Here is a 25,576-nt window from a genome sequence, read left to right as displayed (position 1 = left end):
GTCAGCGGCGTCAGGCATCGGTACGGGCGAACCCCCGCCCACCCGAGACCATCGCCACAGTGGCTCTGCTGCACCGTGCGCGTCGCCGTGGGTGGGAAAGGTCTCTGACTTCGGAGAATGAGAGAGCACAGGTGCGTCTACGCGAACCAGACGTCGCCTCGCTCCGCGAGCGCGACGCCGTGCGCCGCCTAGTCCCTGGGCGCGGGTCCGGGAACGCCGGCTGGGGAGACACGCGGGCGACGCGGGGCCGGCTGCTCGGAGAGTGGGCCCGCTCGAAGTCGCCAGTCCCGTCAGGGGTGTTTCACGTGAAACGACGCGCTCGGTGATCCTGAGCCGACCTGTCGGAAGGGCGCGAAGTTCCACCGTACGAGGTCATGTCGGGAACGTGGGTCGGCCCGTGAACGAGCATCTGCGACAAGGTCGGGCTGGGGCCGCATCAGTCGGTGCTATCCCGCCAGGCCAACGCACCCGCCAGCTCCGCCGCGGCAGGCCATGGCATCGCCGTGGGTCTCGCTCTTCAGTCCCACCGGAGGGGCGAAAACGAGCGCCGGCCAGCCAGGCGGGAAAGGAATCAGTGCCGGACGTGCGCGTTGACGAGAGACCGGTAGAGGTGCCCGAGATCGAGTCCGGCAGCGCGTGCCGCCTGGGGGAGGAGGGACGTCTCGGTCATCCCCGGCGCGACGTTGACCTCGAGGAACTGCACGACCCCGTCAGCGTCGAGGATGACGTCCGTCCGGGAGAGGTCGCGGAGACCGAGCGCGGAGTGGGCTCGAACGGCGACCTCGCGGACGACGCCGAGGACGTCGTCGTCGAGCCGCGCCGGTGCGAAGTACTCGGTGCGGCCGGGGTTGTAGCGTGCGTCGAAGTCGTACGGACCCGTCGTCACGATCTCGACCGGCGGCAGGGCCTCCGGACCGCGGCCCAGGTCGACGACGCTCACGGCCAGCTCGACACCACGGACGGCCTGCTCGATGAGTGCGACCTCTCCGTACGCGAAGCAGTCGACCATGGCGCGAGGAAGCTGGTCGGCTCGCTCGACGAGCGTGACGCCGAGCGCGGACCCGCCGTGCGTCGGCTTCACGACGAGCGGCAGCCCGAGGCGTGCGACGACCGCGTCGAGCACGGGCTGGGCGCCGAGCTCGCGGAACAGGCTCTGGGGGAGGGTGACGTACTCCGGGGTGCACAGGCCGGCGCCGAGGACGACGTTCTTCGCGACGGGCTTGCTCCAGGCTGCACGGCTCTCACGCGGACCGGTTCCGACGTAGGGCACGCCGACGAGCTCGAGGACGTCGCGGATGGAACCGTCCTCTCCGCTGGCACCGTGGAGGAGCGGCCAGACGACGTCGGGTCGCGCGGACTCGAGGAAGGGGAGGAGGTCGGCGTCGACGTCGTGCACGGTCACCTCGAGACCGGCGGCGCGGAGGCTCTCCGCGACACGGCGCCCGGAGCGGAGCGAGACGTCGCGCTCGTGCGAGAGGCCGCCGGCGAGGATGGCGACGTGCCCCCCCGGGGGGACGTCGTCGTCGGGCCGAAGAAGGTGAAGGTGCTGGTCAGGGCGCTGCGCGTCCGTCGAGGTCGTGCTGTCGGCTACGCCGCTCGTCGTGGGGCTGCCCGTGGTCGTGTCCACTGGTGACGGACTCCTGTTCGGTGCCGCGGCCGCCCGGTGGGGCGGCCGCGGCGTCGTGTGGTGAGGGGCTTCAGGCCAGGTTCGGCGAGGGGTTCTCGACGTCCGTGACGTCGGGGTCGAGCTCGGCGTTGGTGCCGAAGATCTCGACGAGCTCCTGCTCGGCGTTCACGACGCCCGCGAGGCGACGGACACCCTCGCGGATCCGCTCCGGGGTCGGGAAGCAGTAGGAGAGGCGCACGTGGCTCGCGCCCGTGCCGTCGGCGTAGAACGCGGTCCCGGGCACGTAGGCGACGCGCGCGGTGACCGCGCGGGGGAGCATGGACCGCGCGTCGAGCCCGTCGGGGAGCTGGACCCAGGTGTAGAAGCCGCCGTCGGGCACCGTCCAGCGCGCCGAGGGGAGGTGCTCGGCGAGGGCGCCGATCATGGCGTCGCGACGCTCACGGTAGAGCTCACGGAACTGCTTGATCTGGCCCTTCCAGTCGCACGTGTCGAGATAGGCGGCGATGGCGAGCTGCGACGCGTTCGACGGGCACAGGATCGCGGACTCGCTCGCGAGAACGAGCTTCTCGCGGACGGCGTGCGGTGCGACGACCCAGCCGACGCGGTATCCCGGGGCGAAGGTCTTCGAGAACGACCCGAGGTAGAGGACGCCGTCCTCGTCGAGCGACCGCAGCGCGGGGAGCGTCTGGCCGTCGAAGCCGAGGAGACCGTAGGGGTTGTCCTCGATGACGAGGACGCCGTACCGCTGCGCGATCTCGAGGATGCGCGGGCGGCGCTCGGCGGTGAGGGTCACGCCGGCGGGGTTGTGGAAGTTCGGGACGGTGTAGAGCAGCTTGACGCGACGCCCGTCGGCGGCGAGGCGCGCGAGCGTCTCCTCCAGCGCCTCCGGGACGAGCCCGTGCTCGTCGAGGGGCACGTGCACGACGTCGGCCTGGTACGACCGGAACACGCCCAGCGCCCCGACGTAGCTCGGCGCCTCCGCGACGACCACGTCGCCCGGGTCGACGAAGATCCGCGTGACGAGGTCGAGCGCCTGCTGCGAGCCGGTCGTCACGACGACGTCGTCGGGGTGGCACTCGATGCCCTCCATCCGCACGACGTCGAGGATCCGCTCGCGCAGGGTCTCGTCGCCCTGACCGGAGCCGTACTGGAGCGCCGTGGCACCGCGCGTCGCGACGAGGCGCTGCATGGTGTCGGCGATCTGGTCGAGGGGGAGGCCTTCGAGGTACGGCATGCCGCCGGCGAGCGACACGACCTCCGGCCGGTTCGCGACCGAGAACAGGGCTCGGATCTCCGACGCTCGCATCCCGTGCGCTCGCTCTGCGTAGGCACCGAACCACGGGTCGAGGCGGGTGCCGCTGGGAGCGGGCTGCTGCGAGGGAGTCGTCGGTCCAGTCACGATCCCCAGTGTGGCACGGAGGATCGGGGGATCGCGTGAAGACGCCGGAGGGCGGACCACCGTGCTGGTGGCCCGCCCTCCGGCGTGCGTGGTGCGAGGTCGCTCGCGGACCGTGCGGTCGCGGGAGGCGACGGCTCAGACGGTCGTGGCGAGCACGGCGTCGATCTCCTCCGTGAGCGCCCGCTTGGGGCGCGCACCGATGATCGACTTCTGCAGCTCGCCGCCGACGTAGACGTTGAGCGTCGGGATCGACACGATGCCGTAGGCGGCGGTCGTCTCCGGGTTCGCGTCGGTGTCGAGCTTGGCGATCTTGATCTTGCCGTCGTACTCCTCGGCGAGCTCCTCGAGGATCGGCGCGACCTGGCGGCACGGGCCGCACCAGGTCGCCCAGAAGTCGACGAGGACGGGGACGTCGGACTCGAGGACCTCAGCGCGGAAGGTGGCGTCGGTGACGGGGACGGTCGACATGGTGAACCTCCTGGGGACGTCGGTGGCTGCGGTGCGGGGTCAGGCCTGGAGCTCGGCGAGCGCCTCGGGCAGCTCGTCGGGGTTCGGCGTCTGCGGGGTGCCGGCGAGGTCCGCGAGGCCCGCCGCGTCCGCGAGCTCGGTGAGGTAGCGCTGCGCGTCGAGGGCGGCGGAGCACCCCGAGCCGGCGGCGGTGATGGCCTGGCGGTAGGTGTGGTCGACGGCGTCGCCGCACGCGAACACGCCCTCGAGGTTGGTCGCGGTGGTGCGCCCGACGACCTGGATGTAGCCCTCGTCGTCCAGGTCGATCTGACCCTTGACGAGCTCGGTGCGGGGCTCGTGGCCGATCGCGACGAACAGTCCCGTCGCGGGGAGCTCGCGCTCCTCGCCGGTCACGGTGTCGCGCAGCGTCACGCCCTCGACCTTCTTGTCGCCCTCGATCCCGGCGACCTCGCTGTTCCAGGCGAACTCGATCTTCGGGTCGTTGAGGGCACGGTCGGCCATGATCTTCGACGCGCGCAGCTCGTCACGACGGTGCACCAGCGTCACCTTCTCGGCGAAGCGGGTGAGGAACGTGGCCTCCTCCATCGCCGAGTCGCCCCCGCCGACGACCGCGATGTGCTGGTCGCGGAAGAAGAAGCCGTCGCACGTCGCGCACCAGGACACGCCGCGGCCGGACAGGCGCTTCTCGTCGTCCAGGCCGAGCTCGCGGTAGGCGGACCCGGTCGCGAGGATGACGGCGCGGGCGCGGTAGGTGTCACCGTTGCCCGTCACGACGGTCTTGACCGGCCCCTCGAGGTCGAGCAGCGTGGCGTCGTCCCACTCGATGCGCGCGCCGAACCGCTCGGCCTGCTTCTGCATGTGGTCCATGAGCTCCGGGCCCATGATCCCGTCGGGGAACCCGGGGAAGTTCTCGACCTCGGTCGTGTTCATCAGCGCACCGCCGGCGGTGACCGACCCCGCGAGCACCAGCGGGGACAGGCCCGCGCGCGCCGCGTAGATCGCCGCGGTGTACCCGGCGGGACCGGACCCGACGATGATCAGGTTCTGGACGGCTGACTGCTCGGTCACGTGCTGCTCCTCGGATGCTCGGTGCGTGGCGGCCGACCACGCGAGAGTGTGAACGCCGCCGGGGCGGCTTCTGTTCCACGGTACGGGGGTTCGCGGGTCGGCGGGTGCTCGGCTCACCGTGGGTGCGAACCGACCGGCACCCGGCTCGCCGCGGCGATGGTCCCGGCGCCGGCCCGCGGCCGTGCCCGCCGGCACGGTGCCGTGGGCGGGCGCTCCACGGCCCAGTGGCGCGAGAGCGACGGGCGGCCGGCGACGCCGCACGTGCCCGCGACGAGCACCGCACCGCGGGCACGAGCACGGCGGCAGGCGACGCCGCGGACCGTGGGGGACACGGCGTCGGACCCCCCACGACGTCAGGAAACGAGGATCTCGTTGATCTCCGCGCGGTACTCGCCGGCCGGGTTCTGCGGCAGCTCGGTGAACCACAGGACGATGGACTCGGCCTCGACCGGCTGCTTGAAGGTGAACGTCGCACCGGGGGAGAGCGGTCCGGAGGCGAGCACCGTGCCCTCGGTGGGGGTGTCCGGGCTCGTCGCGCGGATCTCGACGTTGCCGCCGTTCGTCGCGGTGTCGATGACGATCGACGAGACGGGAGCCTTCTCCTCCAGGGTGACGGCGAAACCGATCCCCGAGCGCAGCCCGGCGAAGTCCGCCGCGTTGTAGCGCCGCGAGATCCACGTCGTGTCCGGCTGCTGGTCGTAGGCCAGCGACGCCAGCTCAGGGTGCTCGCCGTCGTTGTTGCCGGCGGCGTCGCCCTCGGGATCGAGCGCGGTGCCGGACGCGATCATCGGGCGGACCTCGGGCGCGGGCGGTGCCTCCTCACCTGCGGAGGCGTCGCCCTCACCGCCCTCGGCCGGTGCCTCCGACCCGCCTGCGGTGGGCTCGTTGGTCTGCACGGCGGGGCCGAAGCCGTCGAACGCCGTGTTGACGGCCCAGACGACACCGCCGACGACGAGGGCCAGCACGAGCACGAGGACGATCGGGGTCGCGTTGAACCGTCGCGGCCCGCGCCGCGACGGGACGGGCTCGCTCCAGGCCTGCGCGGCGTCGGGACCGGCGGGCGGGGGCGGCGGGGACGCCGGGTCGTACGGCAGGGGAACGGTGCCCGCGTCGTAGCCGACGGGCGGCGGCGGGACCGAGTACGCCTCGGCGGTGGGCGGCGGCACGGCGGCGGTCGCCCCGGTCGCCGCCCCGGCGGCGTACGCCGCCCCCGCGCCCGCACCGGCCGACCCCGGCACCGCGCCGACGCGGTGGATGCGTCCGGTCGTCGGACGGCGGACGGGCGGCGCGGGCGGCGGCGTCCCGGGCGGCGCGCTCGCTGCGCCGTCGAACGCCGTCCGCACGGACTGGCGGCTCACACCGGCGGCGGGCTGCACGAACGCGGGCAGCGCCGCGACGACGGAGACCTCGCCCCAGGGCTCGACCGCACCCACGACGTCGGCGGGGGAGCGCGGACCCTCTCCCAGGGGTGTCGCGGTCCACTCCGCGGCGGTGCCGTGGGTGCCGGCGAAGGTCTCGGCGCACAGCTCGTCGAGCTCGGCGGGGACGTCGGGACGGACGTCCGAGAGGGCGAGCACGCTGTCGCCCGCGCGCTGCGCGGGCAGCGGGTGGATGGAGTCCGCGGCGATCCAGGGGACGTCGAGGGACGGCCCGGCCCAGCGGGCCGTCATCGCGTAGTAGAGGAGCGCGACGAGCCCGACGGCGTCCGCGCGCGAGGTCTGCTCGGCGTCGTGCTGGTCGTGGCCCGCCACGCCCGCGTCGAGCCCGAGGCCCGTGACGAGCACGCGGCTGCCGTCGACACGCACCGCGTCCGGGCGCAGCGCGAGATGGTGGACACCGCGGCGACGGGCGACCTCGAGCGCCGCGGCAGCCTCGCCGACGATGGCGCGGGCCTGCTGCGGGTCGACGATCCCGCCGGCGACGACCTCGCTCAGCGTGATGCCCGTGTAGCGCTCGGTCACGACGTACGCCACACCGTCCTCGGACCCGACGTCGAGCACCCGCGTGAGGCGCGGGTCGACGACGAGCGCCGCGCGTCGTGCGGAGTCGAGCGCCTCGGCGACGTGCGCGCCGGTGACGACCGAGAGCCGCACCGGTCGGTCGAGGATCTGGTCGTGGGCCGACCATGCCGTGACGTCCGACAGGTCGGACGCGAGCTGCTCGTCGAGCCGGTAGCGCGCGACGAGCAACGTTCCTGGGGCCACGCCGTTCACCGGACCTCCTCCGTGTGGGACTCGTGGTCGAGACCCCATGGTACGCGGGCCCGGATTGCCCCCGTATCACCGGATACCCGCACGTCAGACGTGTCGCGTCACCGGCGGACGAGGCGTCTGACGCGGCCCACGAGCGGTCCCGCGAGCTGGTCGAGCTCCCGCACGCGCATGAGCTTGAGGCCGCCCGCGTAGACGAGGCCCATCACGGTGCCGCCGACCGCCACGACGACGACCGACTGCCACCACGAGAGCCCGTAGATCCCGTCGGCGGGGTCGCCCGAGAGCACGACGAAGGCCCGCAGCACGCCCCACCCGGCGACGGCGCTCACGAGCGCGGCGAGCCCGGCCTTGACGTGCAGGCGGAGGATCCGCGCGCCGTCGAGCCCGTGGAGGGTGCGGCGCAGGCCGACGGTGCGGAGCCCGACCGCCACGAGGTTGGACAGGCTCATCGCGAGGCCGATGCCCACGACCCACAGCTGGGGAGGGAGGACCTGCGTGCCGAGCCACGACACGCCGACGAGCACGAGCGTGCCCGGCACCTGGATCCAGAAGACCGTGCGCCCGTCCTCGAACGCGTAGTAGACCCACTTCATGAGGACCATGCCGCCGAGCGGCACGAGCCCCAGCGCCATCGCGCGCAGCACCATGGACACGGCCTCGCCCGAGGCGGCGTCCACCGAGGGCACGAGCAGCTTGGTGACGGGCAGGGCGAGGACGACGAGGACCGCCGTCGCGAACACCGTGAACACGCCGACGGTGCGCACGCCGCGCGAGAGGTCGTGCCGCACGCGCGCGAGGTCGCCCGCGTGGGCGGCCGCGCTCATGCCCGTGAACAGCGCCGTCGCGATGGAGACGGTCACGAGGGAGTGCGGCAGGAGGTAGATCATCAGCGCCTGCGTGTAGGCCGCGTTGCCCGCGACGGCCAGCGCGTCCGAGAAGGCGCCGGGGGCGCCCGTCACGAGCCCGGTGACGGCGCCCAGGGTCCCGGGGTCGTCGCGGTAGGCCCCGAAGGTCTGCGCGAGCGCCGCACGGGGCGCCTCGCTCGCGAAGCGCGTCGTGAACAGGACGCCGACCTGCTCCAGGAGGACGGCGGCGAACGTCCACAGGGCCACCTGGCCCGCGGACCGCAGGCCGATGCCGTGGAGGCCGAACCGCAGGTGCCAGCGGAAGCCCGCGCGCCACAGCGGGACGACGAGGATGAGCGCCTGGGCGGCGACGCCGAGCGTCGCGGTGCCCGCGAGGAGCGCGATCTTGGTCCCGTCCCACTGCGTGAGGTCGTCGACGTTCCCCGTCGCCGCCGGGCCGTACAGCGCGATGAACGCCGCGAACCCGGCGATCGACACGACGTTGTTGAGCACGGGCGCCCACATGAACGGGCCGAACTGCCCCCGCGCGTTGAGGACCTGCCCGAGCAGCGTGTACAGGCCGTAGAAGAAGAGCTGGGGCGTGCACCAGAACGCGAACGCGACGGCGAGCGACGTCTGCGGTGCCGTCCAGCCCGGTCCCGTGTACAGCGCGACGAGGATGCTCGAACCGGCCGTGAGCAGCGCGGACAGCGCCAGCAGGATCACGCCCGAGAGCGTGAGCAGCTTGTCCAACCGCTCCTGCGTGTTGCGCGCGCGGTAGGCGCGCACGATCTGCGGGACGAGGACGGCGTTGAGCACACCGCCCGCGAGGATCGCGAAGAGGACGTTGGGGATCTTGTTCGCGACGTCGAACGCGTCCGCCACCAGGCCCGTCGTGCCGATCGCGGCGACCAGCAGCACGTTGCGCACGAGGCCCAGGCCGCGCGAGACGAAGGTGCCGGACGCCATGAGCGCCGACGACCGGCCGAGACTCCCCGTGCGGGGTGCCGGGGCCTCTGTGGCGCCCGCCTCCGCGGTCTCGTCGGGGGTGCCCGACGCCGCGGGGTCGCCGGGGAGCGCGCCGCGGTCCGGGGCGACGGCGCGCGCGGTGCCGGGGCGTGGCCCCCGCCCGGCACCCGCGGGCCGGACGTGCCGCGGCTGGCCGGGGCTCACTCGACGCGCTCCTCGTCACGCCGGGGAGGTCCGTCGGGCCCGCCCGCCGTCGCGGCCGGCGCAGCGGCCGGCGCGTCCTGCGGCGACGGCTGGTCGAGCGTGGCGCCGGCCAGACGACGGGGCGAGCGTCCACGACGCACGGTGCGCCAGATACCGGCGAACAGGGCGATGACGAGCAGGACGGCGACGACGACCGTGCCGACGGACTCCCAGTCGGCCCGCACCCGCACGACGAACTGCTGCGGCTCCGCGACCCGCACCTGGGGCTGCGCGGCGCTGACGAGCTCGACCTCGACCGTGACGTTGCCGCTCCCGAAGCCCTCGACCGGCACCCCGACGCTCGCCTCGGTCGGGACGAGGTCGCCGTCCGCGTCGCGCGTCGCCGCCGGGATCGTCACCGTCGTGCGCTCCGGGGCCCGCAGCCGGGGGTCGTCCGGACGGAGCACGACCTGGACCGTCGCATCCTGCGTGAGGGTGCTGCGCACCCGGACCGGCAGGTCCTCCTGCTCGGCGACGAAGAAGAACGACGAGCGCGTCTCCACCGAGAGCCCGCCCCGCACCGCGGCGGACCGCTGCTCGGCCTGCTGGACGGCGAGCGTGCGCGACGGCGGCGCCGCGCGGTAGGCGACGGCCGTCGGCGTGACGAACGCCGGCTCGAGCGGGCGCGTGAGCGCCGTCGGGTCCGCCGCGACCGTCGCGAACGCGGCGAGCTCCGCGCGCGACCGGTCGAGGGACCGGAGCTCGGCGGCACCGATCTCGCCGTCGGCGGGGGCGTCCTCGGGCAGGGACGCGCGGTCGACGGCGGGCGGCTCGACCGCGAGGAGCTGGTCCACGGGCGCGAGGTCGACCCAGCCGGAGTCGCGCAGCGCGTCGAGCCGCGCCGTGAACAGGCCGGGCTCGGGCTCCCACGACCGGGGCAGGGCGGCGAGGACGTGCCGCTGGTCGGCAGGGCGCTCGCGCGCGATCACGGCCGTCTCGGCGAGCAGGCGCTGCGTGGCGGAGACGCCGGAGCCGTCGCCGGCGGAGAGCAGTGCGGTGAGCACCGGGTCGGCGACGAGCGCCGTGACCGGTCCCGCGGACGTCGTCACCGTCGCGACGCCCGAGGGCGTGTACGTGAGCGACTCGTCCGGCGCGAGGCCGCCCGGGCCGACGACCGTCGCGGTCGCCCCCGACGCGACGGCGAGCGTCGTGGTCGCGAGGTCGGGGACGGCGTCGGCCGGCCAGGCGAGGTCGGTGCGCCACCCGTTCGTCGGGTCCGGAGGCGCGGGGGTCCCCGTGTCCGCGGCGTCGTCGGTGCCGTCGGTCGTGCCGTCGGCCGCCGTGCCCGACGCCGGGTCGGACGAGGTGCCCGACGACGGCAGCGGCGTCCCCTCGGGCAGCGCGAGGCCCGCGTGCGCGAACGCCGCGACGTCCGGGTCGTAGGCGCGCAGCGCGAACGTGGAGCGCCCGGCGGTCGCCCCGCTCACGGCGTCCGCCCAGGCGTTCACCGCCGGGTCGGCGGCGACGGCGGCGGCCGCGAGCAGCGCCGGGTCGGCGACCCAGCCCACGTCGGACGTCCCGCCCGTCGCGGCGAGCAGGCGGCCGAGCCGTCCCTCGCTCGCGACCGCGGCCGAGAGCGCGTCGTCGTACGCGACTGGGTCGGGGTCGACCGGGGGGCCCGTCACCGCCGCGACCACGCTGAGCCGCACGGGAGACACGTCGTCCGCGGGGGCCCGGAGCGCGAACGTGCGCTGCACGGCGAGGCGCGTACCGCCGTCGGACACGGCGACCGCCAGGCCGCGGGGGCCCGGGTCGTTGCCCGTGCCGAGGCCGAGCTCGGCGGCCGACGCGGAGAGCGTCACGTCGGCGCTCTCCCCGGGCGCGAGCGGCCGCCCGACGTCCTCGGTGGCGACGGTGGCGCCGACACGCCCGTCGAGACCGGTCGTCGTCCAGCTCTCGAGCGCGGACCGCGTGCGCAGCGCGCGGCGGTCGACGCCGAGGGTCACCGCGGGGGAGCCGAGCGTCTGCTCCGTCCCGTTCGTCACGCGCGCGGTGACGGTGAGGGTGCTGTCCGGCGCGAGGACGGTCGGTGCGAACGACGTGAGCTCGAGCGTCACCGCGTCCTCGCCCTCCGGGACGGTGTCGGCCGCGGCGGGCGGGGCCGCCGTCGTGCCGCCGAGCAGGACGCCGGCCGCGACGACCAGCACCAGGAGCAGGGCGACGAGCAGCCGTGAGGACGGACCGCGGAGCGAGACCGGCGCGGCGCCGGGAGGGCGCGCACCGCTGCGGGAGGAGGGCGTCATGAGTGGTCGGTCGAGCTCCGTGGGGCGGGCGGTGCCGGGCCGCCGCGGCCGTCGTGCGGGTGGCCGTGCGGGCGGACGATCGTCCGGGTCACCCTACTCTCGACCACCCCGTGGAACCGCGTGCGACGGCCCTCGAGGACGCCCTGCGCGACGACGGCGATGCGCCGCTCGTTCGGGTACGCCAGCCGCGCGGGGAGGTCCGCGACCGGTATCCAGGCGACGTCCTCGGCCTCGCCGTCCGGGTCGCCCTCGACCGTGAGGTACCCGCCCGTCGCGCGGAGCAGGAAGTGGTGGACGACCTTGTGCACGCGCCGGTCGTCACCGGTGAACCAGTAGTCGATGACGCCGAGGGGCTCCTGCACCGCGCCGCGGATGCCCGTCTCCTCCGCGATCTCGCGGACGGCCGCCTGCTCCGGCGTCTCGTCGCCCTCGAGGTGGCCCTTCGGCAGGCACCACTCCAGGCGGCCCCCGCGGTTGCGCCGCGCGATGATCGCCGCGCACGGGTGACCACCGTCGACCGTGATGACGAGCCCGCCCGCTGAGACCTCGTCGACGACCGGGAGCGGCGCCGGCGCCGGGCCCGGTCGCGAGCGCGGGTCGATGCGGAGGGCGTGGCCGCCCGGCGGGGCCGGGACGGGGGCGGGCTGCCCGCGGCCGTCGCCACGCCCGCCCGCCGGATCCCTCCGGGGGTCGTCGGCGTGCGCGGGGGTGGACATGGATTCAACTTTACCGAGTGGGCACCCACCTCCCCGGGACCGGCTCCCCGGCGCGGGCGCCGCATCTGGCAGGCTTGGGTGTCGTGCCCCAGCCTTCGTCCCCCTCGCCGTCGCCCCAGCCGACACCGCCCGCGACGCCGCACGCGCTCGAGCTGCAGCGCCGGGCCCTCGCGGTGCTCACCGAGATGGCGCCCGCGGCGATCGAGCTCGGCGAGGCGTTCCGCGCCGCGGGCCACGAGCTCGCGCTCGTCGGGGGACCGGTCCGCGACGCGTTCCTCGGGCGGGCGAGCAACGACCTCGACTTCGCCACCTCCGCGTCGCCCGACGAGACCGAGGCGATCCTCGCGCGGTGGGGCGACGCGCACTGGGACATCGGCAAGGAGTTCGGCACGATCGGCGCGAAGCGCTTCGGGCGCGGCGGCCCCGGGGACGACCTCGTCGTCGAGGTGACGACGTACCGGACGGACGAGTACGACCCGACGTCGCGCAAGCCCGTCGTCGCGTTCGGCGACACGCTGGAGGGCGACCTGTCCCGCCGCGACTTCACCGTCAACGCGATGGCCGTGCGCGTGCCCGACATGACGTTCGTCGACCCGTTCGACGGCCTGGGCGACCTCGCCCGCCGCGTCCTGCGCACCCCGATCGCCCCCGAGCGGTCGTTCGACGACGACCCGCTCCGCATGATGCGCGCGGCGCGGTTCGCCGCGCAGCTCGAGTTCGACGTCGACGGCGGGACGCTCGCCGCGCTCGTCCTCATGACCGAGCGCATCGAGATCGTCTCGGCCGAGCGCGTGCGCGACGAGCTGTCGAAGCTGCTGTGCGGCGCCGCGCCGCGGCGCGGGCTCGAGGTCCTCGTGGACACGGGCCTCGCCGACCACGTGCTGCCCGAGCTGCCCGCGCTCAAGCTCGAGATCGACGAGCACCACCGGCACAAGGACGTCTACGAGCACTCGCTCACGGTCCTCGACCAGGCCATCGCGCAGGAGACCGGGCCCGATGGCGCCGTCCCCGCCCCCGACCTCGTGCTCCGCCTCGCGGCGCTCCTGCACGACGTCGGCAAGCCGCCCACGCGCCGGTTCGAGGCCGGGGGCGGCGTGAGCTTCCACCACCACGAGGTCGTCGGCGCCAAGATGGTCGCCAAGCGGCTCAAGGCGCTGCGGTACGACAAGCAGGTGGTCAAGGACGTCGCGCGCCTCGTCGAGCTGCACCTGCGGTTCCACGGCTACGGCGACGGCGCGTGGACCGACTCGGCCGTGCGCCGCTACGTGACCGACGCCGGCCCGCTGCTCGAGCGCCTGCACCGCCTCACGCGCGCCGACTGCACGACCCGCAACCGGCGCAAGGCCCAGCGGCTGCGCGAGTCGTACGACGACCTGGAGCGCCGCATCGCCGACCTCCAGGCGAAGGAGGAGCTCGACGCCGTCCGCCCCGACCTCGACGGGCAGCGGATCATGGAGATCCTCGGGATCCGCCCCGGGCCCGTGGTGGGCAAGGCGTACAAGCACCTGCTGGAGCTGCGCCTCGACCGCGGCCCCGTCGACGAGGAGACGGCGCGCGCGGACCTCCTGCGGTGGTGGGCCGAGCAGCCGGAGTCCTCGGCGTCCTGAACGTGGCCCGCGCGCGTGCGCGCGGGTGAGCGCTCGGGGCGAGAAGGAGCGGAGACACCGAAGGGGTGCCGCTCTCGGGCTGAGAGCGGCACCCCTTGTCGTGCTCGCGGGTCCGACGTCGTGCCGGACGCCTCAGACGTCGTCGGTGGCCAGGGCGGCCTCGACCTTCACGTCCGCGGTGCGCGCGTCCGTGGCGCGGGAGTCCCCGGTGCGGGCGTCCTGCGTGCCGGGCTGAGCCGGGCCGGGGCCGTGCGCCGGAGGCGCGCTGCGGCGCAGGAGGAACGACAGGCCGACGGCGACCAGCATGACCGCCGTGCCCCAGACGAACGCGTCGCCGACGCCCTCGGCCAGCGCCACCCGAGGCGACGCGCCCGCCTCGCCGTAGGCGATCGACCGCGACGTCATGACCGCGACGAACATCGCGGTCCCGGCGGCGCCCGCGAGCTGCTGCACCGTGCCGATCGACGCGGAGCCGTGCGAGTACTGGTGCGGCTCGAGCGACGAGAGCGCCGACGTGAACAGCGGCGTGAACATGAACGCGAGGCCCAGGCTCAGCGTGACGTGCAGCGCCAGGACGAACCACGGCGACGAGTCCGCGTGGATCGTCGTGAAGGCCGCGAGGGCCACCGCGACGACGCTCACGCCCGGGATGACGAGCGGACGCGGGCCCACCCGGTCGTAGAGCCGGCCGACGGTCGGGCCGAGCAGACCCATGAGGAGCCCACCCGGGAGCACGATGAGCCCGGTCGCGAGCGGCTCGAGGCCCATCGCGTCCTGGAGGAACAGCGGCAGGAGGATGAGCGAGCCGAACATCGCGACCATGCCGACGGCCATGATGCCGAGCGGCACGCTGAACCCGCGGTGCGTGAACACGCGCAGGTCGAGCAGGGCGCGGTCCTCGCGCTGCAGGACGATCTGCCGCCACGCGAACGCGGCTAGCGCGAGGACGCCGAGAGCGAGCGGCACGGCGGGCGGGACGACGGGCGTGTGGCGCGCGGCCTCCCCGATGCTCGAGAGCCCGTAGACGAGCCCGCCGAACGCGAACGCCGCGAGGACCAGGGAGAACGGGTCGAGGCGCGAGTGCGTACGGTCTGCGACGTCCCGGATGTACAGGAAGCCGAGGAGGAGCGCGACGAGGCCGATCGGCAGCACGATGCCGAAGACCCACCGCCAGCTCAGGGAGTTGAGGATGAGGCCCGAGAGTGACGGACCGAGCGCGGGCGCGGCGGCCATGACGATCGAGATGTTGCCCATGACCTTGCCGCGGATGGCCGGCGGCACGAGCGTCATGATCGTCGTCATGAGCAGCGGCATCATGATGGCCGTGCCCGACGCCTGGACGACGCGCCCGACGAGCAGCCACGCGAAGCCGGGGGAGAGCGCGGCGAGCAGCGTGCCCGCGCTGAACAGCGACATCGCGAGCAGGTAGGCGCCGCGCGTCCCGAGCCGCTGGAGCAGGAACCCGGTCGCCGGGATGACGACGGCCATGGTCAGCATGAACGCCGTCGTGAGCCACTGGCCGGTGCTCGCGGTGATCCCGAGGTCCGCCATGAGCGGCGCGAGCGCCACGCTCATCGTCGTCTCGTTGAGGATCACGACGAACGCCGAGCCGAGCAGCAGCGCGATGACGAGGAAGTCCGCCCGGGGGAGGCGGTCGACGGCGGCCGAGGTGTCGTGGGTGGGGGAGGCTGTCACGGTGTGTCTCCGCTCGCGTCGGTGGCGGCCCGGGCGCAGGGTCGGACCCGGTCGGGGGGCAGGGTGCGCTGCAGGGCAGCGCGACGGTCGCGTGCGGGGGCACGCGACGACGGTGTCGGTTCGGTCGGCGGGGCCACGAGCAGGGTGACGCGACCCGGGACGGCCCGCGCGGCGCTGGCCGCGAGATCCGTACCCTGTACGACCATTCACCATCCTGCGTTATTCCCGCCGACGGTGACGACCTCTTTTCCGCCCCGGACTCATCGGTACGCCGAGGGCAGAAGGCGGCCCGCGCGCGTCGCGCAGGCGGTCGAGGGGAGGGGCGCGTCAGGCGGGAAACGTGCGGGGGGAGGCCCCGGCGTCGGGCACGACGGCGTCGCCCGGCTCGGACGGCGTGCGAGCGCCCCGCGTCCACAGGACCAGGGCGGCGACGCAGTACGCCACCGCCAGCACGGCGAACACGCCGCGCGACCAGCCCGTGTCCGGGAGCGTGAAGGCCGCGAGGGCCGCCGCGCCCACGAACGCCGCGTTGTAGAGCACGTCGTAGAACGCGAACGCGCGGCCGCGGAACTCGTCGTCCGTGTCGCGCTGGACGATCGTGTCCACCGCGATCTTCGTGCCCTGGGCGGCCAGGCCCAGCAGCGTCGCGCCCGTGAACACCACCGCGCGCGACGGCGTCGTGACGAGCAGGAGCTGGCTCGCCGCCGCGAGCAGCAGCATGATCGCGATCCACACCTGCGGACCGGTCCGGCGCGACAGGAACGGGGTGATGACCGCCGCCGCGGCACCCCCCACACCGGTGAGCCCCACGACCAGCCCGAACGTCACGAAGCCCGCGTCCTGGTCGCCCGGGCTCAGGAGGTTGCGCGCGATGAGGATCGACGCGATGAACACCACGCCGTAGAGGAAGCGGTGCGTCGCCATCGCGAGCAGCGCCTGCCCGGGCGTGCGGCGCGCGACGAGGTACCGGGCGCCGTCGGCCAGACCGCGCGCGACCCGCGCGATCTCGGAGCTGATCGCGGACTCCGCCGGGCGCTCCGGGCCGAGCTGCGTGCGCCCGAGGCGCAGCGCGAGGAGGGACGCGACGCCGAACACGAGCGCCGCGCACACGAGCGCCGACGAGTCCTTGACCCGGCCCGGCTCGAACGCCAGCCCGAGCACGACGCCGATCCCGCCCCCGACGAACGCCGCACCCGCGCCGAGCGTCGGCGTGAGGGAGTTCGCCGTGAGGAGCAGCGGCCCGTCGACGACGCGCGGGAGGCCCGCGGAGAGCCCCGCGAGCAGGAAGCGGTTCACCGACAGCGCGGCCAGGCCCAGCGCGTAGATCCAGCCGCTCACCCCGCCCGTCAGCATGAGCACCGCCATGCCGAGCGTGATGACGACGCGCACCGCGTTGCCCCACGCGAGGACCTGACGCCGCTGCCACCGGTCGAGGAACACCCCGGCGAACGGGCCGACGATCGTGAACGGCGCGAGCATCACCGCGAACGCGCCCGCGATGGCCGCCGCCGTGCCCTGCGACTCGGGGGAGAAGAACAGGAGCGACGCCAGGCCGACCTGGAACATGCCGTCCCCGGCCTGCGACACGAGCCGGACGGCGAACAGCTTGCGGAAGCCGTCCAGACGCAGCAGCGCCCGCAGCTCGGAGATCACACCCACGCGGTCACCCTACGTTCGTCGTCGTGCGGTCGGACATGCGGTTGTCCCCCGTGGGGCGTCGTGCGGCGGATCGGGGGCCGACGGCGCGGGTCGGGGGCCGACGGCGCGGATCGCCCTGGGAGGTCGGGCGGGGAGGCGCGCCGCGTCTACCATCCGCCGCTCGTCCCTCGCGGCTCCCGCCAGGCCCGCCACGACGCGGCGCGCCTCCCCGCCCTGCCGGTGCCGTCTCACCTCGGGCGTGCCCGCGGCCGACGGCGAACCCGGCCGAGCGAGGTAGAGCCCTGGTCCTCCTGCCGGACGACCAGGGCTCTACCTCGGCGGAGCGCTCAGCTTTCAGCTCCAGGTCAGCGCTCGACTCTTCGGTCGCGCTGGTCCTGCGCTCCGCTACGGCCGGGAGCCCGGCGAAAAGCGTGCCGGGCTCTCGACCTTCGCTGCACTCCGGATCAGCGCTCGACCTCACCGGCGATGAAGGCCTCCAGCTGCGCACGGCCCTTCGTGTCCTCCATCTGGACCGGCGGGGACTTCATGAAGTACGTCGAGGCCGAGAGGATCGGGCCGCCGACGCCGCGGTCCTTGGCGATCTTCGCGGCGCGGACGGCGTCGATGATGATGCCGGCGGAGTTGGGGGAGTCCCACACCTCGAGCTTGTACTCCAGGTTCAGCGGGACCTCGCCGAACGCGCGGCCCTCGAGGCGCACGTATGCCCACTTGCGGTCGTCGAGCCACGCGACGTAGTCCGACGGGCCGATGTGGACGTTGCGGTCCTCCTTCTTGCCGCCGAGCGGGCCCTCGAGGTTCGAGGTCACGGCCTGCGTCTTGGAGATCTTCTTGGACTCCAGGCGCTCGCGCTCGAGCATGTTCTTGAAGTCCATGTTGCCGCCGACGTTGAGCTGGTACGTGCGGTCCAGCACGACGCCGCGGTCCTCGAAGAGCTTCGCGAGCACGCGGTGCGTGATCGTCGCGCCGACCTGCGACTTGATGTCGTCGCCGACGATCGGGACGCCGGCCTCCTCGAACTTCGCGGCCCACTCCGGGTCGGACGCGATGAAGACGGGGAGCGCGTTGACGAACGCCACGCCGGCGTCGATCGCGGCCTGCGCGTAGAACTTCGCGGCCTGCTCCGAGCCTACGGGGAGGTAGCAGACGAGCACGTCGACCTGCGCCTCGCGCAGCGCGGCGACGACGTCGACCGGCTCCGCGTCCGACTCCTCGATCGTCTGCGCGTAGTACTTGCCGACGCCGTCGAGGGTCGGGCCGCGCTGGACGGTCACGCCGAGCGGCGGGACGTCGGCGATCTTGATCGTGTTGTTCTCGGAGGCGTTGATGGCCTCGGAGAGGTCGAAGCCGACCTTCTTCGCGTCGACGTCGAACGCCGCCACGAACTCCAGGCTCGACACGTGGTAGTCGCCGAACTGGACGTGCATGAGGCCCGGGACGGTGCTGCTCGGGTCGGCGTCACGGTAGAAGTGCACGCCCTGGACGAGGGACGATGCGCAGTTGCCTACGCCGACGATGGCGACGCGGATGGAGGTCATCCTCGCTCCTTGGTGTTCGTTGTTCCAGGGTCCTCGGGACGCCTCGCGCCGTCGGGCTCCTGCTCGGATGGTTCCGCAGGATGCGGGGTGCTGCTGGACCGCGCGCGGGCGGCGCCCCGGGCGTGCCCGGAGCTCCTGTCGCGCTCGGTGGTGATGAGACCGTCGAGCCAGCGCACCTCGCGCTCGACCTGCTCGAGTCCGTGGCGTTGCAGCTCGAGCGTGTACTCGTCGAGCCGCTCGCGCGTGCGAGCCGCGGACTCCCTGACCGCCTCCAGCCTCTCGGTGAGCCGGGTGCGCCGGCCCTCGAGGATGCGGATGCGGGTCTCGGCGTCGGTCTGCGCGAAGAACGCGAACCGGACGTCGAAGCTCTCGTCCTCCCACGCCGCCGGCCCGGAGGAGGCCAGGACGGTCTGGAGGTGCTCCTTGCCCTCGGCCGTCAGCTCGTAGACGATCCGCGCGCGCTTGCCCGAGAGGGCGGGCGCGAGGGTCGACTGCGCGGCCGACTGCTCCGTGCCGGTGATGAGCCCGCGGGCCACCAGCGACTTGAGGGCGGGGTACAGCGAGCCGTAGGACAGCACGCGGAAGGAGCCGAGCATGATGTTGAGCCGCTTGCGCAGCTCGTACCCGTGCAGCGGCGCCTCCTTGAGGAGCCCCAGGATCGCGGTCTCGAGCACGGGTGTCTTGCTCCGCACGATCCCACCTCCTGACGCTCCTCGGCGTGCCCCGGAGGGACCCGCTGGGATCTTGTTCGACCCGATGTATCGAGTCGATACATCGACAGGTTAGGTCGTCCCGATGTGTCGTGCAATCCTGACCGGACTGTGACACGCGTCGCCGGGCATGTGAAGAACCCGCGGAGGCGGCGGGACGCCCGGGCGAATCAATGGCGGACGATCCCGCTCACGGTGCGCTGAACCCTTGTCGGGACAGGGTGACGCCCTATTGTTCAGGGTGGTCCGGCGTGCGCCGACCTCGTGCCCGACGGCGGCCCGCCCCCGAGGCGGGGCCCGTCCCGTCGGTCAGGTGGTCTCCGCACGGCGGCCCACGGGCGGGCCCGCGGTCGACGCGAGCCGGCTCCTCGATGCCCCCCAGAGGAAGGTAGACCGTGGCGCGATCCACGAGGACGAACGGACGGACGACCCCGCGCGGGCGCCGTCGGTTCTTCAACTACCCACGCTCGCACGTCAAGGGCGTCCGCCGCTGGCTGCCGTCGTGGCGCGTGGTCGTCGGGACCATGCTGACGGGCATCGCGCTCGTCGCGGGCGTCGCCGTCGCTGCGTGGTACACGACCGACGTGCCGACGAAGCTGCCCAGCGTCGGCGCCCAGACGTCGACCGTCTACTGGGGCGACGGCACCACCGAGATGGGCAAGTACGCGGTCGAGGACCGCGAGATCGTCGACTACGCGACGCTGCCGGAGTACGTCGGCAACGCGGTCGTCGCGTCCGAGGACCGCACGTTCTGGACGAACTCCGGCGTCGACGTCAAGGGCATCGCGCGCGCCTTCTACAACAACATCAAGGGTGGCGGCCGTCAGGGCGCGTCCACGCTGACGCAGCAGTACGTCGAGCGGTACTACACGAACACCGTGACCGACTACGCGGGCAAGGCGCGCGAGGCGATCCTCGCCGTCAAGATCACCCAGAAGCAGGACAAGCCCGAGATCCTCGGCAACTACCTCAACACCATCTACTTCGGTCGTGGCGCCTACGGCATCCAGGCGGCCGCCAAGAAGTACTACGGCGTGAACGCCGCCGACCTCACGGTGTCGCAGGCCGCGATGATCGCCGGCATCATCCCCAGCCCCACCAACTGGGACCCGGCCGTCAACCACGCCCAGGCCGAGGAGCGGTGGAAGCGGACGCTGCGGAACATGGAGGAGGACGGCCACATCACCGCCGAGGAACACCAGGCGGCGGTGGACGCGGGCTTCCCCGAGGCGCAGGAGTACGTGAAGTCCCAGAAGTACGAGGGTCCCACCGGCTACCTCCTCGCCATGGTGGAGAAGGAGCTCGCCGGCGAGGGGATCGGCATCAGCGAGGACGCCCTCACGAGCAAGGGCTACAAGGTCACGACGACGATCGACCCGGCGATGCAGCAGGCCGCCGTCACGACGGCGGACTCGCTCCCCCAGGAGGGCCGCGACGAGAACCCGGTCTCCCCGAACCTCCGGACCGCGATCGTCTCCGTCGACCCGAACGACGGGTCGATCCGCGCCCTGTACGGCGGCAAGAACTTCCTCGAGAACCAGTACAACAGCGCGACCCCCGGCGCGGCGCAGGGCGGCTCGACGTTCAAGCCGTTCACGCTCATCGCGGGCCTGGAGAACGGGCACACGCTCGACGAGCGCTTCGACGGCAACTCGCCCAAGACCTTCCCCGGCGCCAACAACGGCGAGGACTGGAAGGTCCGCAACTTCGGCGACCACGACTGGGGGAACGTCGACCTCACCGAGGCGACCGCGCAGTCGGTGAACACCGCGTACGCGGAGCTCAACCTCGAGGTCGGGCCGGAGAAGACCGCGGACGTCGCGGCTCGCCTGGGCATCAAGGCCGACGTCGGGGTGAACCTGGCGAACGTGCTCGGTGACGCGACGGTGACGCCGCTCGAGCTGACCAACGCGTACGCGACCATCGCGGCGCAGGGCATGAAGGCGACGCCGCACATCGTGGCGTCCGTGACCGACTCGCGCGGCAACCTCGTCTACCAGGCGCCGGGCGCCGACGACCGGACGCAGGAGTTCGACCCCGAGGTGATGGCGGCGGCGACGTACGCGCTCTCCCAGGTCGTCGAGACGGGGTCGGGCAAGCCCGCGCAGGCGATCGGTCGTCCCGCGGCGGGCAAGACGGGTACGTCGACGGACAACAAGTCCGCGTGGTTCGCCGGCTTCACCCCCGGTCTCGCGACGGTCGTCGGTCTCTACCAGTCCGGCCCCAACGGCGAGCAGGAGCAGATCACGCCGTTCGGCAAGTGGGTCAACAGCGAGATCACCGGTGGGTCGTGGCCGGTCGAGGCCTGGACGTCGTACATGCAGACCGCCGCGGCGAACCTGCCGGCTGGCGAGTTCCCGGACTACACCCCGCCCAAGCCGAAGCCGACGGAGACGCCCACCGAGACCCCGACGGAGACCCCGACCGAGGAGCCGACGCCGGAGGAGACGGAGGAGCCGCAGCAGCCGGAGAACGTGGCCGTGCCGTCCGTCGTCGGCATGGAGGCCCGCGCCGCGCGCGCCCAGATCGAGGCCGCCGGCCTCAAGGTGCGGATCACCGAGGAGTTCTCCGACCAGCAGCCGCGGGGCTACGTCATCAGCCAGTCCTCGATGGACCAGGTGCCGCCGGGGTCGACCATCGCGCTCGTGGTCTCCAAGGGGACCGACCCGGGCCAGCAACCGCCGCCGGAGACGCCGGATCCGGAGGATCCGGACCCGTCGCCCACCGAGACCGGGAACCCGGGTGGTGGAGGCAACCCCGGCGGGGGCAACGGCAACGTCGGCGGCATCATCCCGGGCCGGGGCTGACCTGCCCGTCGGCCGCAGATTTCCGGGCGCCCGCGCCGAGCGGGTACTCTGGGGAGCTGCCGTCCGCCCGTCGGACGGCAGCAGCATGAAGCATGAACCCTCCTGTCACGGAGAGACCGTGACCGCGAAGACCAGAGGAGGTGGGTTATCCGCATGCGTCAGTACGAACTGATGATCATCCTCGACCCCGAGATCGAGGAGCGCACCGTCGCCCCGTCGCTCGACAAGTACCTGTCGGTCATCAAGACCGACGGCGGCTCCGTCGACAAGGTGGACATCTGGGGTCGTCGCCGCCTGGCGTACGACATCAACAAGAAGTCCGAGGGCATCTACGCGGTCGTCGACTTCACGTCGACCTCCGACACCGCCAAGGAGCTGGACCGTCAGCTCGGCCTCAACGAGGCCGTCCTGCGGACCAAGATCCTGCGCACGGACGCTCGCTGATCCTCCCCGCTTCCCCCGTCCGACCGTCCTGCACCGGACGCTGCACGCCGTAGCGCGTGTGGGCGCCGCGTGGTGGGATGAGCGACGCGAGAACGTTACGAGCGAGGCGCACGGCGCCGTCGACGACACAGACGACACACGAAGGAGCTGGCCATGGCAGGTGACACCGTCATCACGGTGATCGGGAACCTCACGGGAGACCCGGAGCTGCGTTTCACCCCCTCGGGTGCGGCGGTGGCCAACTTCACGGTGGCGTCCACGCCGCGGACCTTCGACCGCCAGTCGAACGAGTGGAAGGACGGGGACACCCTGTTCATGCGCTGCTCGATCTGGCGCGAGGCCGCGGAGAACGTCGCGGAGTCGCTGACGAAGGGCATGCGCGTCATCGTGCAGGGCCGCCTCGTCCAGCGCTCGTACGAGACCCGCGAGGGGGAGAAGCGCACCGTCGTCGAGCTGCAGGTGGACGAGATCGGTCCTTCCCTGCGCTACGCCTCTGCCAAGGTCACCCGCGCTCAGCGCTCGGGTGGCGGTGGCGGCGGCTTCGGCGGCGGTGGCGGCTACGGAGGTGGCGCCAACTCCGGCGGCGCCTCCGGCGGCGGATTCAGCTCCGGCGGCGGTCAGCAGCAGAGCGACGACCCGTGGGCCACGGCTGGTCCCGCGTCGTCCGGTGGCTCGTTCTCCGACGAGCCCCCGTTCTGATCGTCCGCCACTCCCAGAACACACACCCGTCCCCGCGGGTGCCGCGCCGCTCGTCGGCACGGTCCGTGCGCGGGGATCGCACCTTGTAGAGGAGCAACACCATGGCGAAGCCTGTGGTGCGCAAGCCCAAGAAGAAGTCCAACCCGCTGAAGTCGGCCAAGATCGAGTCGGTCGACTACAAGGACACCGCGCTGCTGCGCAAGTTCATCTCCGACCGCGGCAAGATCCGCGCGCGTCGCGTGACCGGCGTCTCCGTCCAGGAGCAGCGCCAGATCGCCCGTGCGGTGAAGAACGCGCGCGAGATGGCGCTGCTGCCGTACACGTCGACGGCTCGCTGAGCGGGAAGGGAGAGAACTCATGGCCAAGCTGATCCTGACCCACGAGGTCACCGGTCTCGGTGAGCCCGGCGACGTCGTCGAGGTGAAGGACGGGTACGCCCGTAACTTCCTCGTCCCGCGCAAGCTCGCCACGCCGTGGTCCAAGGGCGCCGAGTCGCAGGTGACTGCGATCCGCAAGGCGCGCAAGGCCCGCGAGATCGCGTCGCTCGACGACGCGAAGGCGATCCGCGACTCGCTGCAGTCGAAGCCGGTCGTCGTCGAGGCGAAGGCCGGCGCTGCCGGTCGCCTCTTCGGCGCCGTCACGACGGCGGACATCGCGTCCGCCGTGACGGCCGCCGGTGCGTCGGTCGACAAGCGCAAGATCGAGATCGGTCAGCCGATCAAGGCGACGGGGGACTACACGGTCTCCGTCCGCCTCCACCCGGAGGTCTCCGCGACCCTCGCGGTGAAGGTCGTCGCTGCCTGATCTGCTGCTGAGCAGTCCACGAAGGCCCGGCCCCTCCTCGGAGGGGCCGGGCCTTCGTCGCGTCCGGCCCAGTCGCCGGCTGCGCGCGTCGAGCCCTCAGGCGGTGCCGGTGACCATCCAGGCGCTCCCGCGCGCACGGAGCCCGGTGGTGACGGCGCGTGCCGCCATGAAGACCCCCGCGAAGGCGAGCCAGAGCCACGCGAGGCCCGCCGCGCCGTCGGGCGCCCAGTGCCGGACGGCGAGCGCGAACGGCGCGTAGACCACGAGCGTGAGCATGCCCGCCCAGGCGAGGAAGCGGCCGTCCCCGGCGCCGATGAGGACGCCGTCGAGCACGAACACCCACCCCGCCATCGGCAGGAGGACGCCGCACACCGCCATGCCGACGGCGACGGCGGTGCGCACCTCGGGGTCGGACGTGAAGAGGAGCGCGAACCACCAGCCACCCGCGGCCATGACGACGCCCAGCCCTGCCCCGGCGGCCACTCCCCACTGGAGGGTGCGGCGCAGGACGGCGCGGACGCGCGGGACGTCGTCGGCCCCCAGCCCGTGCCCGACGAGCGCCTGCGCCGCGATGGCGAGCGCGTCGAGAGCGAAGGCCGCGAGACCCCAGACGGAGTTCACGACCTGGTAGCCCGCGAGCGTGACCTCCCCGAGCCCGGTCGCGACGAACACGGTGAGGAGGATCGCGAGGCGGAGCGAGAGCGTGCGGACGAAGAGCGGAGCGCCGGCGCGCGCGTTGGCCCAGATCCCGCCCGCGGCGGGCCGCAGCGACGCGCCGTGCCGCCGGGCGCCGCGCACCACGACCACGACGAGTACCGCGCCCATGGTGAGTTGGGCGACGGCCGTCCCGATGCCGGACCCGGCGATCCCGAGCCCTGCCCCGTAGACGAGGACGACGTTGAGGACCGCGTTGAAGGTCGCGCCGCCCGCGGCGACCCACAGGGGCGTCCGGGTGTCCTGCATGCCGCGCAGCACGCCGGTGGACGCGAGGACGAGGAGCATCCCGGGGAGTCCGAGCGCGGACCAGCGGAGGTACACCACGGCGTGCTCGGCGACCTCACCCGTGCCGCCCATCGCGCCGACGGCCCACGGTGCCGTCGTCCACAGGACGGCCGCGAGGAGCGCACCCAGCCCGACGGCGAGCCAGAGGCCGTCGATCCCGGACTGGAGCGCCTCCCGCGTGTGGCCCGCACCGATGCGGCGCGCGACGGCGGCCGTGGTCGCGTAGGCGAGGAAGACGCACAGGCCGACGAGGGTCACGAGGAGGGTCGACGCGAGGGAGAGGCCCGCGAGCTGCGCGGTGCCGAGGTGGCCGACGACGGCGCTGTCGACGAGCACGAACAGCGGCTCGGCCACGAGCGCGCCGAGCGCGGGGACGGCGAGGGCCAGGATCTCCCGGTCGAGCCGGGACCGGGCGCGGCGACCTGTGGACGACGCACCGGGGCCGGACGGCGGCCCGATGTCGTCGGGGTGGCCGGACGGTGTCCGGCGTGTCGTCGGCGTGTCGCCCGACTTTCTTTCTTCCACACCCCTGAGGGTAGTGATGAGGCTGGTCAGAGGCCGCTCACGGCGATGTACACAGGAAGATCGTGAGGTTGTCCACACCGTTTTCCACCGGGTGTGCACAGTGTGGGGGACTGTGTCCACAGGAACGGGGGTCCCTGTCCACCGGGCGTGCACAGGGCCGTTTGCAGGGCGTCCGGTGGCGATCTAGTGTCGCGGGGTCGTGCCCGTCGGAGGCGGGGGGCGCGGCCACCGGGACAGTCGTGTGGGTGGCCCGCGGTAGAACACGTGTACGACGAAGAGTGGTCCCGGTCGTGCGGTC

General features: G+C 73.2%; 18 protein-coding genes and 1 pseudogene. 6 read left to right on the top strand and 13 right to left on the bottom strand.

All coding sequences use genetic code 11. From position 1 onward, the window contains the following. Window positions 1–571 precede the first annotated feature (571 nt). From HKK73_RS18790 to HKK73_RS18755, 8 genes and pseudogenes are all read right to left on the bottom strand, one after another. Entirely contained in the window at window positions 572–1,492 is a 921-nt protein-coding gene (locus HKK73_RS18790; RefSeq protein WP_076404571.1) for a D-alanine--D-alanine ligase, read from the bottom strand. 205 nt (window positions 1,493–1,697) lie between these two features. Beyond that, window positions 1,698–3,026 (bottom strand): PLP-dependent aminotransferase family protein, encoded by a 1,329-nt coding sequence (locus HKK73_RS18785; protein ID WP_061268283.1) that lies wholly within the window; start codon window positions 3,024–3,026, stop codon window positions 1,698–1,700. 135 nt (window positions 3,027–3,161) lie between these two features. Beyond that, a complete protein-coding gene (trxA, locus tag HKK73_RS18780) occupies window positions 3,162–3,494 on the bottom strand; it encodes a thioredoxin (RefSeq protein ID WP_021479912.1) in 333 nt (110 codons plus the stop codon). Between the two features lie 39 nt (window positions 3,495–3,533). Next, window positions 3,534–4,562, bottom strand: a complete 1,029-nt coding sequence (trxB, locus tag HKK73_RS18775) for a thioredoxin-disulfide reductase (RefSeq protein WP_086150122.1) — start codon at window positions 4,560–4,562, stop codon at window positions 3,534–3,536. 353 nt (window positions 4,563–4,915) lie between these two features. Then, a complete protein-coding gene (locus HKK73_RS18770) occupies window positions 4,916–6,766 on the bottom strand; it encodes a protein kinase family protein (protein ID WP_253705709.1) in 1,851 nt (616 codons plus the stop codon). Between the two features lie 107 nt (window positions 6,767–6,873). Next, window positions 6,874–8,793, bottom strand: coding sequence for a murein biosynthesis integral membrane protein MurJ (gene murJ, locus HKK73_RS18765; RefSeq protein WP_340697512.1), 1,920 nt, complete (start codon window positions 8,791–8,793; stop codon window positions 6,874–6,876). Continuing rightward, entirely contained in the window at window positions 8,790–11,075 is a 2,286-nt protein-coding gene (locus HKK73_RS18760; RefSeq protein WP_171468621.1) for a DUF6049 family protein, read from the bottom strand. The genes murJ and HKK73_RS18760 overlap by 4 nt, the downstream gene beginning before the upstream one ends. A 128-nt stretch (window positions 11,076–11,203) precedes the next feature. Beyond that, a pseudogene (locus HKK73_RS18755) lies at window positions 11,204–11,791 on the bottom strand (NUDIX hydrolase); the annotation flags it as partial. 152 nt (window positions 11,792–11,943) lie between these two features. Between HKK73_RS18755 and HKK73_RS18750 the strand changes: the two are divergent. Beyond that, window positions 11,944–13,398, top strand: coding sequence for a CCA tRNA nucleotidyltransferase (locus HKK73_RS18750; protein WP_256380379.1), 1,455 nt, complete (start codon window positions 11,944–11,946; stop codon window positions 13,396–13,398). A gap of 132 nt (window positions 13,399–13,530) precedes the next feature. Here the strand turns inward: HKK73_RS18750 and HKK73_RS18745 are convergent, their stop codons facing one another. The 4 genes from HKK73_RS18745 to HKK73_RS18730 all read right to left on the bottom strand — a co-directional run bounded on the left by HKK73_RS18745 (window position 13,531) and on the right by HKK73_RS18730 (window position 18,979). Next, entirely contained in the window at window positions 13,531–15,093 is a 1,563-nt protein-coding gene (locus tag HKK73_RS18745) for an MDR family MFS transporter (protein ID WP_253705708.1), read from the bottom strand. A gap of 327 nt (window positions 15,094–15,420) precedes the next feature. Further along, window positions 15,421–16,752 carry an MFS transporter gene (locus tag HKK73_RS18740; protein WP_171468618.1) on the bottom strand — a complete coding sequence of 444 codons (1,332 nt, stop codon included), beginning with the start codon at window positions 16,750–16,752 and terminating at the stop codon, window positions 15,421–15,423. A 443-nt stretch (window positions 16,753–17,195) separates the two neighbouring features. Beyond that, window positions 17,196–18,287 carry an inositol-3-phosphate synthase gene (locus HKK73_RS18735; RefSeq protein ID WP_021482832.1) on the bottom strand — a complete coding sequence of 364 codons (1,092 nt, stop codon included), beginning with the start codon at window positions 18,285–18,287 and terminating at the stop codon, window positions 17,196–17,198. Then, window positions 18,284–18,979, bottom strand: a complete 696-nt coding sequence (locus HKK73_RS18730) for a PadR family transcriptional regulator (RefSeq protein ID WP_021482833.1) — start codon at window positions 18,977–18,979, stop codon at window positions 18,284–18,286. Before HKK73_RS18730 ends, HKK73_RS18735 begins: the two co-directional genes overlap by 4 nt. A gap of 413 nt (window positions 18,980–19,392) precedes the next feature. Here HKK73_RS18730 and HKK73_RS18725 point away from each other — a divergent pair, with 413 nt between their 5' ends. The 5 genes from HKK73_RS18725 (at window position 19,393) to rplI (ending at window position 23,751) form a co-directional block, all read left to right on the top strand. Continuing rightward, entirely contained in the window at window positions 19,393–21,804 is a 2,412-nt protein-coding gene (locus HKK73_RS18725) for a penicillin-binding protein (RefSeq protein ID WP_171468617.1), read from the top strand. A 153-nt stretch (window positions 21,805–21,957) separates the two neighbouring features. Further along, window positions 21,958–22,248 (top strand): 30S ribosomal protein S6, encoded by a 291-nt coding sequence (rpsF, locus tag HKK73_RS18720; protein WP_170982187.1) that lies wholly within the window; start codon window positions 21,958–21,960, stop codon window positions 22,246–22,248. A gap of 153 nt (window positions 22,249–22,401) precedes the next feature. Then, complete coding sequence (locus HKK73_RS18715; protein WP_021481583.1) at window positions 22,402–22,947, top strand: single-stranded DNA-binding protein; 546 nt, start codon at window positions 22,402–22,404, stop codon at window positions 22,945–22,947. Window positions 22,948–23,048: 101 nt separating this feature from the next. Then, window positions 23,049–23,285 (top strand): 30S ribosomal protein S18, encoded by a 237-nt coding sequence (gene rpsR, locus HKK73_RS18710; RefSeq protein ID WP_021481584.1) that lies wholly within the window; start codon window positions 23,049–23,051, stop codon window positions 23,283–23,285. A 19-nt stretch (window positions 23,286–23,304) separates the two neighbouring features. Further along, a complete protein-coding gene (rplI, locus tag HKK73_RS18705; RefSeq protein WP_047230914.1) occupies window positions 23,305–23,751 on the top strand; it encodes a 50S ribosomal protein L9 in 447 nt (148 codons plus the stop codon). A 96-nt stretch (window positions 23,752–23,847) separates the two neighbouring features. Here the strand turns inward: rplI and HKK73_RS18700 are convergent, their stop codons facing one another. Continuing rightward, the gene (locus tag HKK73_RS18700; protein ID WP_043653617.1) at window positions 23,848–25,212 is read right to left on the bottom strand and encodes an MATE family efflux transporter; all 1,365 of its coding nucleotides are present in this window, start codon (window positions 25,210–25,212) and stop codon (window positions 23,848–23,850) included. Between the last annotated feature and the right edge of the window lie 364 nt (window positions 25,213–25,576).

The sequence above is a fragment of the Cellulosimicrobium sp. 72-3 genome, assembly GCF_013127315.1.
In the GTDB taxonomy this organism is placed as follows: Bacteria; Actinomycetota; Actinomycetes; order Actinomycetales; family Cellulomonadaceae; genus Cellulosimicrobium; species Cellulosimicrobium funkei.
Note: the sequence above shows the minus strand (reverse complement) of the source record. Positions and strands in the feature narration are given on the sequence as shown.